19 protein-coding genes and 1 pseudogene are annotated in these 18027 nt (G+C 60.6%); 7 read left to right on the top strand and 13 right to left on the bottom strand.

Annotated elements, in window-relative coordinates:
• The first annotated feature begins 4 nt into the window (after positions 1 to 4).
• Positions 5 to 511, top strand: coding sequence for a dCMP deaminase (locus V1280_RS17155; protein WP_334526187.1), 507 nt, complete (start codon positions 5 to 7; stop codon positions 509 to 511).
• Between the two features lie 36 nt (positions 512 to 547).
• Positions 548 to 1000 (top strand): VOC family protein, encoded by a 453-nt coding sequence (locus tag V1280_RS17150; RefSeq protein ID WP_334526184.1) that lies wholly within the window; start codon positions 548 to 550, stop codon positions 998 to 1000.
• A 198-nt stretch (positions 1001 to 1198) separates the two neighbouring features.
• On the opposite strand, the gene V1280_RS17145 is transcribed toward V1280_RS17150, so the two are convergent.
• Genes V1280_RS17145 through V1280_RS17130 form a run of 4 tightly spaced genes read right to left on the bottom strand, consistent with a single transcriptional unit; the run spans position 1199 to position 7256 of the window.
• Positions 1199 to 2272 carry an NAD(P)-dependent alcohol dehydrogenase gene (locus V1280_RS17145; protein ID WP_334526181.1) on the bottom strand — a complete coding sequence of 358 codons (1074 nt, stop codon included), beginning with the start codon at positions 2270 to 2272 and terminating at the stop codon, positions 1199 to 1201.
• Positions 2273 to 2287: 15 nt separating this feature from the next.
• Entirely contained in the window at positions 2288 to 3400 is a 1113-nt protein-coding gene (locus V1280_RS17140; protein ID WP_334526178.1) for an ABC transporter permease, read from the bottom strand.
• A gap of 2 nt (positions 3401 to 3402) precedes the next feature.
• Positions 3403 to 6189 carry a ribosome-associated ATPase/putative transporter RbbA gene (rbbA, locus tag V1280_RS17135; protein ID WP_334526176.1) on the bottom strand — a complete coding sequence of 929 codons (2787 nt, stop codon included), beginning with the start codon at positions 6187 to 6189 and terminating at the stop codon, positions 3403 to 3405.
• Positions 6186 to 7256: an HlyD family secretion protein gene (locus tag V1280_RS17130; protein ID WP_334526173.1), complete on the bottom strand. Its 1071-nt coding sequence runs from the start codon at positions 7254 to 7256 to the stop codon at positions 6186 to 6188. The genes rbbA and V1280_RS17130 overlap by 4 nt, the downstream gene beginning before the upstream one ends.
• Before the next feature lie 36 nt (positions 7257 to 7292).
• On the opposite strand from V1280_RS17130, the gene V1280_RS17125 reads away from it, so the two are divergent.
• Positions 7293 to 7442 (top strand): hypothetical protein, encoded by a 150-nt coding sequence (locus tag V1280_RS17125; RefSeq protein WP_334526170.1) that lies wholly within the window; start codon positions 7293 to 7295, stop codon positions 7440 to 7442.
• A 595-nt stretch (positions 7443 to 8037) separates the two neighbouring features.
• Here the strand turns inward: V1280_RS17125 and V1280_RS17120 are convergent.
• The 5 genes from V1280_RS17120 to V1280_RS17100 form a co-directional block, all read right to left on the bottom strand.
• Entirely contained in the window at positions 8038 to 9045 is a 1008-nt protein-coding gene (locus V1280_RS17120) for a recombinase zinc beta ribbon domain-containing protein (protein ID WP_334538339.1), read from the bottom strand.
• Positions 8967 to 9743 (bottom strand): recombinase family protein, encoded by a 777-nt coding sequence (locus V1280_RS17115; protein WP_334526167.1) that lies wholly within the window; start codon positions 9741 to 9743, stop codon positions 8967 to 8969. Before V1280_RS17115 ends, V1280_RS17120 begins: the two co-directional genes overlap by 79 nt.
• Positions 9744 to 9771: 28 nt before the next feature.
• Complete coding sequence (locus tag V1280_RS17110; protein WP_334526164.1) at positions 9772 to 10197, bottom strand: hypothetical protein; 426 nt, start codon at positions 10195 to 10197, stop codon at positions 9772 to 9774.
• 9 nt (positions 10198 to 10206) lie between these two features.
• Entirely contained in the window at positions 10207 to 10461 is a 255-nt protein-coding gene (locus tag V1280_RS17105; RefSeq protein ID WP_334526161.1) for a type II toxin-antitoxin system prevent-host-death family antitoxin, read from the bottom strand.
• Between the two features lie 79 nt (positions 10462 to 10540).
• Positions 10541 to 10759 (bottom strand): hypothetical protein, encoded by a 219-nt coding sequence (locus V1280_RS17100; protein ID WP_334526158.1) that lies wholly within the window; start codon positions 10757 to 10759, stop codon positions 10541 to 10543.
• A gap of 170 nt (positions 10760 to 10929) precedes the next feature.
• Here V1280_RS17100 and V1280_RS17095 point away from each other — a divergent pair, with 170 nt between their 5' ends.
• Positions 10930 to 11745, top strand: a complete 816-nt coding sequence (locus tag V1280_RS17095; RefSeq protein WP_334526156.1) for a hypothetical protein — start codon at positions 10930 to 10932, stop codon at positions 11743 to 11745.
• On the top strand, positions 11742 to 12257 hold the full coding sequence (locus tag V1280_RS17090; protein WP_334526153.1) for a hypothetical protein: 516 nt from the start codon (positions 11742 to 11744) through the stop codon (positions 12255 to 12257). Before V1280_RS17095 ends, V1280_RS17090 begins: the two co-directional genes overlap by 4 nt.
• Before the next feature lie 179 nt (positions 12258 to 12436).
• Here V1280_RS17090 and V1280_RS17085 read toward each other — a convergent pair whose 3' ends face one another.
• The gene (locus V1280_RS17085) at positions 12437 to 13012 is read right to left on the bottom strand and encodes an ester cyclase (protein WP_334526150.1); all 576 of its coding nucleotides are present in this window, start codon (positions 13010 to 13012) and stop codon (positions 12437 to 12439) included.
• 52 nt (positions 13013 to 13064) lie between these two features.
• Between V1280_RS17085 and V1280_RS17080 the strand changes: the two genes are divergently transcribed.
• Positions 13065 to 13322 carry a hypothetical protein gene (locus V1280_RS17080; RefSeq protein ID WP_334538646.1) on the top strand — a complete coding sequence of 86 codons (258 nt, stop codon included), beginning with the start codon at positions 13065 to 13067 and terminating at the stop codon, positions 13320 to 13322.
• A gap of 353 nt (positions 13323 to 13675) precedes the next feature.
• On the opposite strand, the pseudogene V1280_RS17075 reads toward V1280_RS17080, so the two are convergent.
• From V1280_RS17075 to V1280_RS46805, 3 genes and pseudogenes are all read right to left on the bottom strand, one after another.
• A pseudogene (locus tag V1280_RS17075) lies at positions 13676 to 14874 on the bottom strand (IS91 family transposase).
• A 13-nt stretch (positions 14875 to 14887) separates the two neighbouring features.
• The gene (locus V1280_RS17070; RefSeq protein ID WP_442895135.1) at positions 14888 to 15157 is read right to left on the bottom strand and encodes a tyrosine-type recombinase/integrase; all 270 of its coding nucleotides are present in this window, start codon (positions 15155 to 15157) and stop codon (positions 14888 to 14890) included.
• Positions 15158 to 15997: 840 nt separating this feature from the next.
• The gene (locus tag V1280_RS46805; protein WP_442895237.1) at positions 15998 to 16354 is read right to left on the bottom strand and encodes an MFS transporter; all 357 of its coding nucleotides are present in this window, start codon (positions 16352 to 16354) and stop codon (positions 15998 to 16000) included.
• Between the two features lie 719 nt (positions 16355 to 17073).
• Between V1280_RS46805 and V1280_RS17065 the strand changes: the two genes are divergently transcribed.
• Complete coding sequence (locus tag V1280_RS17065; RefSeq protein WP_334526147.1) at positions 17074 to 17955, top strand: AraC family transcriptional regulator; 882 nt, start codon at positions 17074 to 17076, stop codon at positions 17953 to 17955.
• Positions 17956 to 18027 lie beyond the last annotated feature (72 nt).

Below are 18027 nucleotides of genomic sequence, written 5' to 3'. Positions count from 1 at the left end.
GTTTTTGAAACGCACCGATCAGGAGATTCCATTGTCACGTGATGCTGACTCGACCCCGCCGCCCGGCGCCGACATGCCGGCCGCGCTTCGCGCCGCCGCCTTGAGCCCGAACCGGGTTCGTCAGGTCGGCGCGGTGCTGGTGACGCGTGACGGCACGCAGATCACGTCTTGCAACACCTTTCCGGCCGGCATCCGCGACCTCGATGAACGTCACGAGGGCGATGGCCGCTTCGTCTGGATGGAGCACGCGGAACGCCACGCGATCTTCGAGGCGGCCCGGTGCGGTGTGGCCACCGCCGCCGCCCGCATCACCACCACATTTTTCCCGTGCATCGATTGCGCCCGCGCCATCGTCGACGCCGGCATCAGGTGTGTCGATACGCCGGCCCCCGCGTTCTCCGACCCGGTCTGGGGCGTCGCGTTCGAGCGATCGCAAATCATTCTGCAAGAGGGTGGCGTCGACATCCGTATCGTCGAAGTCGGCGTCTGGCAGTCTGCTGAAAAACTGTAAAGCAAGCACGCGCCGTACGGTGGGGAGTGAGGCGACATGGTCAATGGTCTGCCAAGCGAAGTTGAAGTCATCACGCTATTCGTCGATGACATTGCGTCTTCGAAAGCGTTCTACGGCAGGGTTTTCTCAGCCGAGACAGTCTGGGAGGATGCCGTCTCGTCTGTCTTGAAATTCGGCGGGCTCCTGATCAATCTTCTCGAAAGGTCTCAGGCGCCTCAGCTCGTCGAGCCGTTGCCGGTTGAGCCGTCTTCCGCAGGGGCGCGCGCACTGTTGACGATCAGAGTCGCTGACGTCGATGAGGCGTGCTCCGCCCGTGATGAGAACCAGCCGAAGCCGTTAGGATTGGTGCACCCGACACGATTCGAACGCGTGGCCTCCACCTTCGGGGGCACGGTCAGCCTATGCTGCCAACCGGGGAATGGCACGCTCAACCAATCGCAAGAATCGGGTGTTGCGAGCCCCCGCAACCAACGATCCTTGCGATACTAGCAAAGGCGCTCCGGAAGGGGCGCTTTCGCGTTTTGGTCCCCAATTCGCCGGGATCGGGTGTTGCGTGTCCCCGCAACCAAACAATCCCTTGATTTTCAAGGGCGGTTCTTGGCCAGTATTTTCACCGCCTACACGCTCTCCGCGTCGCCTCTCTCGGCGATCCCATCACCTCTACTGCGGGAAAAGCGGCGTTCCCAGTCATGGCGTGATCGCGACCTTGAACACGCCATCACGTTGGTTCGCGAAGAGTTCATAGGCAGCTTCGATCTCATCCAGCTTAAACCGGTGCGTCACCATCGCGCTCAGGTCGACGCGTCCCGATTCGATCACTGCCATCAATCGTCGCATGCGCTCCTTCCCACCGGGGCAGAGCGTTGTCACGATCGTATGGTCGCCGAGTCCCGTTGCGAAGGCGTCGACCGGGATCTTCAGATCGGACGAATAGACGCCGAGGCTCGACAAGGTCCCGCCCGGCCGCAACACCCGGAGACACGATTCAAATGTGGACTGGGTGCCGAGCGACTCGATGGCCACATCAACTCCGCGTCCATCGGTGAGGCGCAGGATCTCGGCGACCGGATTGACTTTACTGAAGTCCACGACGTGGTCGGCACCGAGACGGCGCGCCATCTCCAGACGCTCCGGCAGCCGGTCGACGGCGATGATCGTCGACGCGCCGAGCAGCTTCGCGCCTGCGGTGGCGCAAAGACCGATCGGACCCTGTGCGAACACCGCCACCATGTCACCGATCTTGACCCTGCCGCTTTCGGCGCCGCTGAAACCGGTCGACATGATGTCGGGGCACATGAGGACCTGCTCGTCGGTGAGCATGTCCGCAACAGGCGCGAGATTGCCCATCGCGTCAGGCACGCGGACATACTCTGCCTGGCAACCGTCGATCGTGTTGCCGAACCGCCAGCCGCCCGCTGCCTTCCATCCATGTCTGGCGTCAGGACCATCCTGGGAGCAGCGGCCACACTGGCACGCGTTGCTGTAGCCGCTCGGCGTGATTGCGCCAGCGATGACACGCTGACCTTCGTGGAATCCTTTGACCTCCGAACCGAGCTTCTCGATCACTCCAACTGGCTCGTGACCGATTGTCAGACCCTTCGCGACCGGATACTCCCCCTTAAGGATATGAACATCCGTTCCGCAGATGGTTGTTGTCGTAATCCGAACCAGTGCGTCGAGCGGACCGACATCTGGCACGGGCTTTTCTTCGAGCACGATCCGGCCACGCTCGACAAAGGCGGCAGCTTTCATTTTTGACATCTGATTCACCCTTTTTCATCGCAAGAACTCCCTGAATCGTTGCAAAGAGAAGAAGAACAGGATCGCTCCGATCACCAGCAGCGCGGCGAGCTGCGGCCAGACCACATCAAGCCCGGCGCCACGGAACAGCACGGCCTGCGCGAGAATGACGAAGTGGGTGTTGGGCGCCGCGAGCATGATAATCTGGATAATCTCGGGCATGCTCTCCCGTGGCGTCGTGGCTCCCGACAACATTTGAAGCGGCATCAGCACGAGCATCATCAGCAGGCCGAATTGCGGCATGGTTCCGCCGACCGTCGCCAGAAAGATGCCCATGTTGGTCATGGCGAAAAGGTAGAGCGCCGTACCGAACAGGAACAGCGTGATCGAGCCTCCGATCGGGACCGACAGCAATCCCTGGACGACGAACACGAGCGACACGCTGGAGGCCACAAGAACGACCAGACCCATCGACCAGATCTTGCTCGCCATGATCTCGAACGGCGTTACCGGCATGACGAGCAGATGTTCGATGGTGCCATGCTCGCGTTCGCGAATGAGCGCGGCTCCGGTCAGGATGATCGACAGCATCGTGATGGAGGAGATGACGTTGTTGATTGCGCCGAACCAGCCCTTGTTGAGCTCGGGGTTGAAGCGTGCCCGGAGCGCCAGTTCGATGGGGAGAGGGGCGGCCGAGCGATAGCGGGCCAGAAACTCGCTGACCTCGTCGGTCACGATAGACTGGATATATCCGCTGCCGGTGAAAGCCTGCGACATGCGGGTCGCATCGACGTTGAGCTGGATGGTCGGTGATCTCTGGGCCAGCATGTCGCGCTGGAAGTTGGGCGGGATGTTGAGCGCGAAAGTATCGAGGCCCGCGTCCATCCGGTCGTCCATCTCGGCCTGCGAGATCAGCCGCGGTATGATGAAATAGGGTGGGTTGAACGCCGTGATGATGCGCGTCGCGACCGGCGACTTGTCCTCATCGATGATTGCGAGCGCCGCCTGGTTCAAGGTCTCCGGTTGTGCCTTCGATGCCGTATAGATCGACACCGTGAAGGCATAGATGATCAGTATCAGCATCATGGGATCGCGCAAAAGCCCCCGCAATTCCTTGATGCCGAGCTGAACGATGTTGCCGGAGCGCATAGCTAGCTCGCCTGTTTCTTGAGAAGCGCCGTTGCAAGACCGAGCAATATCGGGATAGTCACCAGCAGCGCTATGAACGGGCCGGACAGATCCGCGAGATCGAGCCCTTTCGAAAAAGTGCCGCGCGTGATCGTGACGAAATATGCGGTTGGGTAGATCCGTCCGATCATCCCGCCGGCTCCCTGAAGCGACGAGACCGGATCGATCAGGCCGGAATACTGGGTGGCCGGGATCATGGTGAGCAGCGCGGTCGCGAAGATCGCGGCGATCTGGCTGTTCATAAACGCCGATATCAGGAGTCCCATCGCAGTCGTGATGATGACGTAGAGAAATGCTCCGGCCGTGAACGCCGCGAAGCTGCCGGTGAAGGGAACCCGGAAGACGAACACTGCAAACGCCGTCAACAAGAAGAAGTTCAGCATACCCAAGGCCACATAGGGAAGCTGCTTGCCGATCAGGAACTCCAACCGCGTCACCGGTGTCACATAGAAATTGATGATCGATCCCAGCTCCTTCTCGCGCACGACGCTCAGCGTGGCCAATATCGCCGGTATGATCAAAAGGAGGATCGGGATCACGGCGGGAGCCATGGCCACGATGCTCTTGATGTCCGGGTTGTAGCGGTAACGGATCGCAAGCTGGAAATCCCCGGCGGTCGCGGCACTGCCGTAGCGCTGCTGGGCCCTCTGTGTCAGCCATTGTGCGTGCATCGCCTGCACATAACCCTTCACGGTCTCCGCCCGCGAGGGCATGGCGCCGTCGATCCACGCGCCAATCTGAACGTTACGGCCGTGTGCCGCATCGCGCCCGAACCCCGGCGGAATCTCGATCGCAAGGCTCAACTCACCACTGCGCATGCGGCGATCGAGATTGTCGTAGTCGGTAATAGGGGGCATTTCGGTGAAATAGCGCGATCCGGAGATTTGCAGGATATAATCGCGGCTGATCGTCGTCTCGTCGCGGTCCATGACTGCGAACGCAAGATCTTCGACGTCCATGTTGATGCCATAGCCCATGACGAACATCAGAATGACGCTCCCGAGAATGGCGAGCGTGGCACGGATCGGGTCGCGTCGCAGTTCGAGCGCCTCTCGCTCGGTATAGGCGAACACGCGCCGCAGATCGAAGAAGCGCTTGATCCGGCGGTGAGCGGCGCCGGGTTGGTCGGCCCGCGCAGCTTCGATTGTCGCCGCCGGTGCGGCGTTCGGCGGCTTATTATCTGTCGTGCCGATCGCGTCCTGCAAATAGGCGACGAAAGCTTCTTCGAGGCTGCCGCCGCCGCGCTGATTGGCAAGTCTTTCCGGCCTGTCGCTGACGAGCACCTTGCCGGCATGCATGAGCGAGATACGATCGCAGCGTTCCGCTTCGTTCATGAAATGGGTCGAGACGAAAATCGTGACGTTGTCTTGACGGGAGAGGTCGGACAAGCTCTGCCAAAAGCCGTCGCGTGCCACTGGATCGACGCCGGACGTCGGCTCGTCCAGAATCAGGATGTCGGGTCCATGGATCATTGCCACGGCGAGCGACAGGCGCTGGCGGACGCCGAGTGGCAGCGCATCGGGCAACATATCCATGACGCCGGCGAGACCGAACCGCTGCGCCATCTCCTGGACGCGATTGGCGATGGTTTCGGGGGCCATCCGAAACAGGCGCGCGTGCAGCTCGAGGTTCTGCCGGATTGTCAACTCGGAATAGAGTGAGAAGGCCTGCGACATGTAGCCGACGCGGCGCCGCACATCCATGTCGGTGGGATCGACCTCGTTTCCAAACAGCGTAGCTTTGCCTTCGCTGGCCGGCAACAATCCGGTCAGCACCTTCATGGTCGTGGTCTTGCCGCAGCCGTTCGAGCCGAGAAAGCCGAAGATCTCGCCGCGGGCAATGCGAAAGCTGACGTTTTCAACAGCGGTAAAATCGCCGAATCGCACGGTGAGGTTCTCGGCCTCAATCGCGATGTCGTCGCCGCCTTCGCTTCGACGGGGAGGGATTACCACGTCCCTGTGGTCCCGGCGCTGCTCGTCCGGGAGCAACGCGATGAAAGCGGCATCGAGATTGGCCGCGCCTGTCTGCCGCAGCAGGTCCGCGGGCGACCCCGTGGCGAGTACCCGCCCTTCATCCATCGCAACCAGCCAGTCAAAGCGCGCCGCCTCCTCCATGTAGGCGGTAGCGACGATAACGCTCATGCCGGGACGGCCTTTTCGGATTTCGTCGATCAGCTCCCAGAACTGGCGGCGCGAGAGCGGATCGACACCGGTGGTCGGCTCGTCGAGGATCAGGAGGTCGGGTTCGTGGATCAGCGCGCAGCAAAGGCCGAGCTTCTGCTTCATGCCACCCGAGAGCTTGCCAGCGGGCCGATCTGCGAAGGGGGCGAGGCCGGTGTCGGTCAAAAGCTGCCTGATCCTGTGTTCGCGCTCGCCTTTGTCGTGTCCAAAAAGGCGGCCGAAGAAATCGGCATTCTCGAAGACCGACAGCGTCGGATAGAGGTTCTTGCCGAGACCTTGCGGCATGTAGGCGATCTGCGGGCACGTCAGCCGGCGATGTGCAGCATCGACCATATCGCCGCCGAGCACGTGGACCCGCCCCTCCTGAATGGCGCGAGCGCCGGCGACGAGCGAGAGCAAGCTCGACTTGCCGACGCCGTCCGGTCCGATCAGACCGACCATGCGTGAGCTGGGTATGTCGAGTGTGATGGCATCGAGCGCGCGCGTCTTGCCGTAGGACAGCCCGACCGCTTCCAGGCGTATCACGGTCGCCAGAGCGCGAGATTGGTCCCCGGTTGATGGATCGCTCATTGAGCCAGCTTTTCGCTAAGCTGCGCCGGCCATTCGGCGTTCGGGTCGAGCCGGACGAAGGCCCTGCCGGGCAGGCCGGTTTTCACTTGTTCGATGTGTTTCCGCAGTAGTTCCGGTGAGATATGCGCCTTGATACGGAACATGAGCTTCTGCCGCTCCTCCTCCGTTTCCACGGTCTTGGGCGTGAACTGCGCAACGTTCGCGACGAAGGTCGCCGTGGCGGGAATCACGAATTGGGGCGCGGCATCCAACACGATGCGGACATCCGCACCGATCGCGACGCGCCCGGCCTGCGCCGTCGGCAGGAAGAAGGTCATGTAGACGTCGCCGAGATCGACGAGATTGAGCACGCGTCCGCCTGCGGCGAGTACTTCCCCCGGCTGCGCCACGCGGAATTGCACGCGCCCATCGCGCGGTGTTATCAGGGTGCTGTCGTTGATGTCGGCCTTGATGCTCTCGATGGCGGCCCTTGCCGCGTCGATCGATGCCTCGGCGTCGACCACTTGCGCCTGGGCGGAACTGATAGCGGCCTCCGCCGCCGCGCGCTGCGCCTCCGCCGCCGCCACCGCGGCCTTCGCGCCCTCGGCGGCGGCCCGATCGTCGTCGAGAACCTGCTGGGGCACGGCGTTGGTCCTAATCAGCTGCTCGGATCGCTGCAGTTTTCGGTCCGCTGTATTCAATTCCGCATTGCGCTGCGCGATTACTGCGGTGGCGGATTTCCTCTCGGCCTCGCGCTGGGCGACGAGGCTCTTGGCGGTATCGACGCTGATGATCGCGCGGCGCAACTGCGCTTCGGCTTGTCGGAGCTGGGCACGCAGCTGCGTCGTGTCCATGCGCGCCAGCACCTGCCCTGCCGTGACGAAATCGCCCTCTCTGACCAGAATGTCTTGAATGCGTCCGGGGGTCTTGGTGGCAATATCGATTTCGACCGCCTCGATGCGGCCGTTACCGCTGGCAATTCCCGGAGGGAGATTGTCTCGCCCGAGCGTCTCCCAAGCGAAGTAACCTGCTGCGGCCAAGACCGCGACAATCAGGATAGCTAACAAGTATTTTCGGTTGCTTGTCATGGTTTCACGCCGGCCATCGAGGGAGTCGGGAGCAGCATGAACATGCCCGGGCTCGCGATGGTCCAGGCGATCATCGCGCCGAGCGCCCCGGTGGTCCGCCCGAACGAGGCCGGCAACACGAAAATGCCTGAGCCAATCGTCGGTCGTATGACCCGCACAGTGAGCGCGGATCGAGAGAGCTTTTGATCGGATGTAGGTGCCATGCCGTCTGATGGCCTTCCCATCGGCGATGGCGCAGTCATAAAGGAGGAGATCACGCCAGCCGGCCGATAAGCGCGACTTTATCCGGACCTTTTCCGGCTCGCCTATCCGGGATTCTCTGTAGGAACTGGCGGCGGAAACTCTGAATGCGGAGGCCCTCTGCCGAGTGTGCTCGGGTCTTCAGGACACTGGCGTCCCGATTGCGATTGGAAGACGATGTTGGCTCCGCGTGCTGTGTCACCAACACCGGCGCAGGAACGAAAAAACTCGCCGGCTTTCGCGTTCGCGAGTTCAGACACAATGAGATCGGCGGGCCGGAGGGCAGAGTTCCGGCCCATGCACTCGAATAGGATTCCGTCCAGAGAGGCCATATCGGTCGACAAAGTGAGGAAAATCACTCTACTTCACGTCAATGGTTGCTCAGAGCGAGCCCGGCGGAACGCGACCAGTCAAGGCGTACATAACCTCCTTGCACGGGGAGCCGGTCAACCGAATCCAAATGACGAACGCTGTGCCTGTTCCTTCTGGGCGCGTCTGCTGAAGATCTTGCAGAGACCAGGCTTCAGGATGAAGGGTGGGTCTAAACAGTCACCGTCGACGAACGTCGGTATCGGTGGTTGCGTGTCCCCGCAACCACCGATACCGACACTCCCGTAGCGAAAGCTGCGGGAGTTTCGCGTTTCCGAGTCTTTCCAACGGCTTGTGCTTCGATCCATCCGAGGATCGTGCCCAATTCGCCGTGTAAGGTGGCGTCGATTTCGCCGCGGTTCGGACCAGGGCGCAGCGTAATCTTCTCAACCAGCGACCGGATTGCTTCCGCCGCCTCATTGCGATCCTCGGGGGTGTTGAGCGCTTCCGTCAGCCGCTCGAACTTCTTCCGATAGATGCCGGACACGTTCGGATGGATGTCCGGAATATCCGCTGGTTCCTGGGCTAGAAGTTCCTTGAGAACGTCCTCGCGGGCCTCCAATTCGCGCATACGTTCGGTCATGCCGCGGGTGTGTCCGCCTTCTTCAATCGCACTCAGCATTTGCTTCAAGGTGCGGTGGATCTTCGCCAACTCCGAGCGGTGGCCTTCGCCGCTGGCGCGGCGCTCGCGGTTGAGTCGGTTCGTTTCCTCGGCGTAAGCGCGCATCGCCTCGGCGGCCATCTCCGGCGCCATCATCCGATCCTTGAGCCCGGCAAGCACACGCTGCTCAAGGTCACTCCGTGTGATCGTGCGCGTGTTCGCGCAGGAGCCATTGGTAACACGGGCCGAACAGGCATAACGGTCCTGGCCGCGCAGCGAGCAGGGACCACCACAAACGCCGCAATGGATCAACCCGGAAAACAGCGCCTTCGGCCGGCGCAAGCCGTTTAGCCGGTTCGATTGCGCCTCCCGTATAGCCTCGGTGACATTGACATACTTGTCGGCAATTTCGCTTTGTCGCATTTTTGCCGCCTGCCAGAGTTCATCGTCGATGATCCTGAGTTCCGGAACCTCGGCGACAATCCACTCTGATTCCGCGTTCATGCGCGACACCCGCCGTCCAGTGCTCGGGTCTTTGACGTAGCGCTGCCGGTTCCAGACGAGCCGGCCGACATACAGCTCTTGTTGATGAGGCCGGTGCCGCGCTTTACGTGACCACGGATTGTCGAGTCATTCCATAAACTTGCATCGGGACCGACGACGCCGTCAGCATTTAGCGCTCTCGCGATCGCGCGCGGGCTGATGCCAGACGCAAAATCCCTAAAAATGCGACGCGCAACACTTGCCTGCGCCTCATCGATCTCGCGATGGCCGCGGATCAGTTCGCCACGCTCATCCAGCTTTTTGACGACGCGGTAGCCGTAGCAGAGGCCACCGCCGGACTTGCCGTCCTCGACGCGACCACGCAGGCCGCGATGGGTCTTCGCAGCAAGGTCCTTCAGGAATAGGGCGTTCATGGTGCCCTTGAGTCCAACGTGCAGCTCGCTGATTTCGCCCTCGGCAAGCGTAATGATCGGCACGCCTGCAAAGCGGAGATGCTTGAACAGGGTAGCGACATCGGCCTGATCGCGACTGATGCGATCTAGCGCTTCCGCCAACACGACGTCGAATTGCTGGCGTTGAGCATCCTGCAAGAGCGTTTGGATGCCCGGTCGCAAAATCATGCTGGCGCCGGAAACTCCAGCATCCTTGTAAGTGCTGACGATCGCCCACTTCTCGCGCTCGGCCTTCTCTCGGCAGATGCGCAATTGGTCTTCGATCGACGCATCGCGCTGATTGTCGGAGGAATAGCGGGCATACAAGGCAACGCGGGTCATCGGAGAGTTCCCTTACATCCCTAAGCAATCAGCGGCGCACCGCATCGCTCTTGTTCTGTCGTGCCAGCTCGAGGAATCTAGTTTTGATCTGCGCGAACAGGCCGGGCGGAATAAAGCCATAACCGAACACGCCCGGCTTTCCCGGAACCGGTGAAAGACCGGCGTTCGGCCATTCGTCGATGTTGTGCTCGGATACGATGACCCAGCTCCGCGCATCGTCGAGACCAATTGCCTGTTTGACCTTCGCTGGAATCTCAATCCCGATCGTATCGCCATCGGGCGGCGTATGGGTGATCGGCAATAGGACCACAAAACGTGGGCTGGTCTGGCTGTCGCTCGCGGCGACGAGACAGGCCGGACGATCCTTTCCCTGATCACGTCCCGCTGCCACTTCATGGGTCCAAAGATAGTCATAGCGGACGACGAAGCCCGGCTTAGGCTCAGGAAAGGCCACTTGGCCGGCTCACTTGAGCAGTTCGTTGAGCGCTGCATGTTCAGGGTCCATCTCGGCCCGTTCAACAGCGTCGATCACCACTTGGGTCGCATCGACCGTTCGGTAGGTGCGCTTGGCAGCCCCCGTTAGCCAGTCATAATGCTCGGCTGACATCAGCACGAATTCTCGCCGGCCATGGCGGGTAATCTCGACAGGCTCTCGCTGAGCTTGGTGCTGAAACTCGCCGAATTTGCGTTGGAATTCCAAGGCGCTCGTCTGAACCATGATAGGGCTATTCCATAGGGCGGTTGAGTAAGTGCGTATTATACGTATAATGCGGACTCCCGTCAACTCCTATCGATTGTCATGGCGATTTTCCACGCTTCATAATTTCAGCAGCTCCTTTCGCTTTTTTACCATTGCGGTGTCGCCGCTCGAACTCCTCGCGGGCTATTTGGCGGCCAATTAGGCGGGCTAGGCGCAGGGTTGCCTCATCGATGCGGGCGCTGACAGTCGAACCTGGCGCTTCGGGTGCGGAGGGAGCGAACAGCTCGGTCGGAGCCTTTTCGTTCTTTGCCGCCATATTCCCATGCCTCTAGCCAACTCGGACTTTCGACATGGAAACGGACGTGGGTGATGAAGGGAACGGGGATCTAGTCCGCGTGCGGAGTTTGGATGGCTATGGCGTGGAAATCGGACGGGTGGTGCAAGACGCCCTGATCGTGATGATCACTTGGCGACCGTCCCAGTTACGTGTTTTCGGAAAATGCGATCTGGGTTGATCAACAAGGCCTGCTGCGAAATGTCTATCGCGCAGCATACACACCTGCGACCCGTCAGCAGATTACGGATACTGCGCTGATCCGAGCGTATGCCAAGCCGCTACTTGTGGCGCTGGTGCTCCACATCCTCTGTTCCAAACTGAGAAGGCTCATCCAACTCGCGGGGGCGTTTGGCGCGGTGGATCGTCAACGACTGCAGGATGGGGTGGTCGCGGTTCGCAACGTACTCGGAGCCGCAGCCGAGCCCGACCGATTGACGTTCGTCAAATCTCTTGTGGAGCAGAGCAGTAGAGCGATCATGATGTTTCGCGACGGCTACGCGCCCGACGCAGCACGGCCTTATAATCCAATTACGCCGACCCCGATTCAACAAATGGTCGGAGACGTGAATATCCCGGCTTCCGGTCTACGAGAGGCGGCGGTGGCGACCGGTATTCTTGGGGCGGGTATCAATGACGGCGCATGGACGCTTCATCCGGTCGACGCCAGCGATCCAACCGCCGGCGTCGTCCGGGTAAATTCTGCGGCTGGTTCGGCAAAGGTGTTCTTTGCTTCGAACAGCCACGCAGCGCTCCGTCTTCAACACCATGGACATCTCGTCGACGGCGACGATGTCGTCTTAATCCACAGCCTGGAAACCGCTCCGCCAGCAGCCCGGTCGCCACGTGGCGCTCCCGGTCGGACCGGTCGTTCTAGCCGGAGGGAAGTTAGCATTGCTGGGCTGATGAATGAGACGGCCACCGGCGCAGAGCTGATCCAGCGTTTTCGCGAGGAGTTGGCGCTATGACAGCATCGACCCCCGTCGAGCGTGTTGCCGAAATCCTCGCCAGCGCCGGATATCGCCGTGTCGCAACTCCGCTCAATATCGCGGGACTCAAGTTCGACCTTCCGACGGCCTTCGTGGGTATTAGTCCGTCGCCCGATCTCATTCTTGTTGCCGATACAGCCTTTGAGGACGAACATCGTATCTTGAAAAAGATTGAGAGTATCGCTCGGGCGATGGATAGAATAACAGCATCCGGAAGTCGCGCAGAGTTCATCTGCGGGATTGATCATCTGACCCCGCGGTCGAACCAAATATTTAGATATACATATTCGTTAGGCGACGCAGGTGCGAATACGACCGATCTAAACTCTGTTCTGGAAGGACGCGAGGAGTTCAACTCGATCGGTTTCCCGGATGGAAGTTGGGAAGTTCGCCTTCGTGACACTGACCCGCTTAGCAACTCTTATGGGGCGCTTTTGCGCGCAACGGCTGCTCCCACCGGTGATAATCATACGAACTGCACTTCGAATTGAGGCCGGCCGCTCGAATTTCCGCCGACGTTCAGCGCCTCCCATCGACGAGGTGATGGAATAGGCTGGCTACTCCGGTAATGGCACTTTTGCGAAGTGGTGGCAGACGCCAACGACGTCCGATCATTGGGTCAGACCGGAAGTGAAGGGCTAACTGTCGGAGCGGAATCGGCCCGTCATGATTAGACGCCTTTTGGATCAAGGCGGAGGGTCTGGTCAGGCTCTTCGCTCTCTGCCCATTCACGGAACATAAGTGCATTGCTCGGCTGTTTTGGGTCGAGCACCTTTTGGGCGACCTCCGCACCGGCGATCGGGAGGCCCTCAACTGGGAGCAAGCCCACTTGGACAAGGACCGAAGCCTGATCCCAATAGATGTGCTCGTGGGCTAGCCTCCCGTCCCGAAAATGGGCGATCACTACGAGTGGGACCTCGATCTTCCTGTGGGTCGGAGCGACTCCCGGGAGGAAAAAATCCATTCGACAAGAATGTGTGAAACGCGCGACCATCTCGTCGACGAGCGTCTCCTCCCCCACCGTGCGGCTGACCGGCACGACCTCAAAATCGTTGGGCTGGCGATAGATAAAATGGTGCGCGTAGAAGCGCCGCAACTCAGCTGCCCCTACGCCGCCCGTCATCGTGGGAACGTGATTCACATACGGGTCGCCCGTCATCGTCGCCATCGTCGCATCGATGTCCTTCGCGAACAGCTCAGCGCCCAGGTGTTGCTCCCAGAGTGCGATAATCTTGTCTTTGTCCATTTCCAACTCAATACCTTGCAATCACCACGCAGTTGTCCGAGGAAACGCCCTCTTGTTCGAGGGCGTGTGCGTCACGCACCGGCAACCGGTCGACGCGTGCAAATTCAACCTGCAAGATTACAAAGCGATTTCAGCGGAGAGCGCTCTTGTTACAACGGTAATTGTCAATCATCGCCGCGCCAGCCCAAGCGACTCGTCACTGGAGCGTCCCACCAAGTTCGACCTCAAGATCAATCTCCGCATCGCGCGAACACCGGGCATCGAGCGGCCCCCAATCCTGATTGCCTGCACCGACAAAGCGATAAAATGAAGCCTGGCCACTTCCGCCTTTGTGCAGGGTTTCGGACGCCGGCCCCATCACGGTGGGGCCGCGCGCACGGGGCCGGCGTCCCTCCAAGGGAGGAAACCGCAGTTGAGGGAACGAAGGCCGTGCCGCAGGTGCTATGGCGATTTGAGAGCCGCGGGAGAGATTTGTGATCGGGATCGAGCCGGCCCGGCAAGTTGGCCGACGGTGAAGCGGCTGGTGAATCGGCGGCGGATCGCGTCGGACATGATGAACGGTCGGACGATTTGAGACGAGGGCTGGATATCTGAGCGTGCTCTGCCGTGGCCGGTCGGAGGCCGGCGAGCGCGATGACGAGATTTTGCGGGATTGTGACGGGCTCATGAGGTGTCGATCCTGATGACGTTTCGTTGGACCTGTCGGCCGATGTCGTGGCGTTGCACCGCGCTCGAAGACCTCGGTGACGACCATGCGACCGCCGCAGCATGGACAACTCGGTTTGTTGAGATCGACGGTGGTTGCGGCAGGCTGGCCTTCAGATTTTGCACGGCGAGCAGCTCACGAGCGCGTGCGATGTTGTCGGCGCAAGCGCTTTTGGCAAACAGGCCGTAGTGGCGGATGCGGTGGAAGCGGGATGGCAGCACGTGGATGAGGAAGCGGCGGATGAACTCGCCGGTGGCCGGGGTCATGATCTTCTGTCGTTCGCGTCCCCCAGCACGATAGTCCTTTCCATCGGAAAATCGCGCCTTTGTCGCCGAGTGCGACCAATCGGCTGTTGGCGATGGCGACGCGATGGGTATAGCGCGAGAGGTAGGCGAGCACGGCTTCAGGTCCGCCGAACGGCCGCTTGGCGTAGACCACCCACTCGGCGTTGCGGAGTGGTGCCAGATACGCCGCGAAGGCTCTGATGTCGGCCAGTGGAGCGTGATCGCCGAAGAAGTGCAGGCGGCCGGCCTTGTGGGTCGCGATGAGCTTCTCCAGGAACAGCCGGCGGTACAGGCGTGAGAGCACGCGCCGGCAGAAAGAATCTCGGCCGGCAAGATACCCAGTGCTTGCCCTCGGGCGAGATGCCGCCACCCGGGACGATCATGTGCACATGCGGGTGATGGGTCATGGCCGAGCCCCAGGTATGCAGCACCGAGGTGATGCCGATGCGGGCACCGAGATGCTTCGGATCGGCGGCGATCGTCAGCATGGTCTCGGCCGAAACCTTGAACAGCAGGTCGTAGATCACAGCCTTGTTCTGGTAGGCGATGTCGGCGATCTGCGCAGGCAGCGTGAACACCACGTGATAGTACGGCACCGGCAACAGGTCGGCCTCACGGTCGGCGAGCCATTCCTTCGCGGCGGCGCCCTGGCACTTCGGGCAGTGCCGGTTGCGGCAGGAGTTGTAGGCAATCGTCGTATAGGCGCAGTCCGCGCAGCGCGTGACATGGCGGCCGAGAGCTGCCGTGCGGAAGTTCTCGATTGCCGACATCACCTTCAGCTGCTCGAGGCTGACATGGCCGGCATTGGCTCTGCGCCACGCCGGTCCACGGTCGCGGAAGATCTCCGCGACCTCCAAAGCCGGGCGCGACACAAGCGCCTCAGCGTCAGCCGGGCGGCCGGATCTCCTTCTTGAGCGCGATGTGCTCTAGCGGGCTCATGACCTCACTGATCGTCTTGGTGGCGACGCGGGTATAGAGCGCCGTGGTGTCGAGCTTGGCGTGACCGAGCAGCACCTGGATGACGCGGACATCGATGTTTTGCTCGAGCAGGTGGGTGGCAAAGCTGTGCCGAAAGGTGTGCAGCGAGACGCTCTTTTTGATCTCTGCCATCTGGGCAGCGGCGTGGCAGGCGCGATTGAGCTGGCGCGTGGTCATCGGCTGCGCCGGATCGAGGCCTGCTCGACACCACGGCGCTCGGGGAGCCCTGGAAAAGCGGGCTATACGTAAAAACCTGAAACATTTGGGAGGCGCACTTGTAAGAGTGAATTCTCCAAAGAAGATCGGCGGTCTTTATCCTACCGTTTCAAATCCCGATGCCGAACGATACAGCAATGGGGCAATGCCGATACTGGCGGGACACTAGTCGGAGGCGCGACTAGGCAGGAGGTCGGAGCTGGCAGCGGTCGGCCTTCAGCTTTCGTGTGCCCGACCACAGGCTCGATGGCGGAACGACGTCGCCTCGCGTTTGGTCGCGCCGAAGACGCTACGCTTCAGATCCGAGATAAAGACACAGCGGGCGTGCTGGCCGCGGTATCGACGCAGGGACGCTGACTTCGCATCCCGTCGGTTTATGAGTGTCCGTTGACAATGGCGCGCAGGGTGTATCTTTGATATGGATTGCCCGGCAGTGCCTTCGCGTGCAGCCTTCGAACCCATCGGTGCATTGCGAACGAACGCTCGCCTACGCCGCTTTGCGACGATGTTCTGATTGAGCCCATACTGGGCGGCTAACGCTTTGAGCGGGGTTTTCGATCGCTGTATCGCAATTCGGACGGCGTACGCGGTCCCGACGCTGTCGTGGAGTATCTGTTCCATAACGCCTTCCGGAATGAAGGATCAGTTTGGCTGATTCCCGCACATCTGGGACTAGACGCCTAGGGCGGTCTCGAAATCTGCCTGAAGGTCGTCATTCCCCCGCCCTCTTTCACCTTGCGGCGTATGTTGCGAACGATCCAGCGTAGTCAATCCTGCCGACAAGCTGGACCAGATCGTGCTTCAGATTGATGATCTGGTCGAACAGCGCCCGGAACAGATCCAACACCTGACGCCTCGCGCCTCTTCGGCCGCATCGTACCCCTCCGATGTAGTAAGGAACCATGCGGATGTGATCGCTGAGCCGGTCAGCATCCACCTGCGTCCGAAGTGATCGCCGAGCGGCCCTAGGACAAACGCTCCCGGCATCGCCCCGAGCAGTCCGGCAGAGAAGACCGGTCCGAAGGACTGGATCGGAATATCCAGCGAAGACGCGACGTCTGTGGCGACGAAGCCGATGGCCTGCCTGTCGAAGCCGTCCATAAGGACTATCAGCAAACACAAGACAACGATGCGGGGCCGATAGGCGCCGAGCGGCATTTGGTCGATGACCGACGCGATATTGGTCCGCCTTAGCTCGGCGACGCCTCGCACCACCTGTCGTTCCAATGGCCGCCTTGATTAGGCGTATGTACCAGTACGTGGAGCAAACACACGCATATTCAAGGGATGAATGACAATGGCATCGAGCTGGAGCTTGAGAAACATGTTACGTTCGTAACGGGTTTCCCGGTGCTGAAATCGCATCGTAACAAATCCCGTGCATCTCTTCTTCTCATGGAAAGGAGAAAAGTGGGAGATGGTATAAATCCGTCTGGCGCGACGCCTGCCCGCCAATCCCATAGCGGCCCGGATCGACGATCATCGAGAGCATCACCGACAGCGTCGTTGCCGTCAGTAGACCAGCTCGTTCGAGACTTCCAAGGACTGATCCGCCGAGCGGTCGGACAAGGCTGCGAGGTCAAATTAGCCGCCGATGATGGATTGTGGCGATGCCTATCGACTGCGCACAGCTGGAGACTGCACTCGTCAACCTGGCCCTGAACGGGCGCGATGCCATGCCAGACGGCGGTACGCCAATTCCGTGGCCGACAAGATAATCGTCTCCCCAAGGAGCACTTGCGCGGTGATCGGTTGGATCATTGCTCTGATCTCTCTAGAGGAAGCGAGTATGTTCGAAAGGGAAAGTTCGTGTGCGCGCGGTCGACGACTCTAATGGACCTTGCCCGTCGACACGCGATTCGGCGTGGGAGAAGGTAATGCCGGGGTCTTTCAAGGTTTTCCATCCGCGTTCGCTCGTAGACATTGTGGACGCAATCTGGGAGTGGGACGTTGCCGATGGCGCCGCTGCAAGGGCGCTTACAATTAAGCATCCGCCGGGCACTGCCTTGTTTTTGATCGCACAATATAGAGAGCCCCTGCGGTCAGACTGGCGGTTTGGTTCCAGGAGCCATAGCCGCAGCGAGTACCAACTCTTCGCGACCCAAGGTCAGACTGGTGTTGTCAGCACGCACCCCAGGGGTCCGCTCGGCGTCATCATTGTTTGCCTGAAACCGGAGGTGGCCGTCCGCATCATCGGCGCACCCCTGCAAGAGTTTGCGGACACCAAGATCGAGCTGAGTAGTGTATTTAATGTTGGCGAAGTGATTTTGCTGGAAGAGATGCTGGCGGCGTCGAGGGACAGTGCTGAGAGGGTGGCGCACGTCGAAAGCTTTCTAATGGGGCACATGCGCCACATCCGGCCGGAGTCCGCAGCATGCCGTGCCGCATTGCTCTTGCGGCGCCATCCCGCCTTACCCGTGTGGCGGCTCGCCTCGAAACTTGACATCAGCCAGCGGCACCTACAGCGTCACTTTCAGGGCACGTTTGGGACAAGCCCGAAGCAGTTTGCTCGCATCGCCCGCATCGAAAAGGTTCTGGCGGCGAGGCGAGAGGGACGGGCTTGGGCGGATACTGCTTACGCTTGCGGCTTCACTGACCAGGCACATATGATCAATGAGTTCAATCGCATAATCGGCCAGCCGCCGGAAGACTTCTTTCGTACGGCCCCGGCCGAGGAACGTCACACAGTAAACGCCAACTTCCTTGTAACTTATGCAATCTCTCGTCCTGCAAACTCCCTTTCACCAACTGGCGCATGAAGCAAAAAGGCCATTGCTTCGAGGTGCGTGGGGTGAGTTGGCGGGGAGCGGTCGCGGAGATATTGAGGTGCA

Origin of the sequence: Bradyrhizobium sp. AZCC 2230 (assembly GCF_036924495.1) — a bacterium.
GTDB lineage: Bacteria > Pseudomonadota > Alphaproteobacteria > Rhizobiales > Xanthobacteraceae > Bradyrhizobium > Bradyrhizobium rifense.
This window is presented reverse-complemented; position numbering and strand designations above follow the sequence as displayed.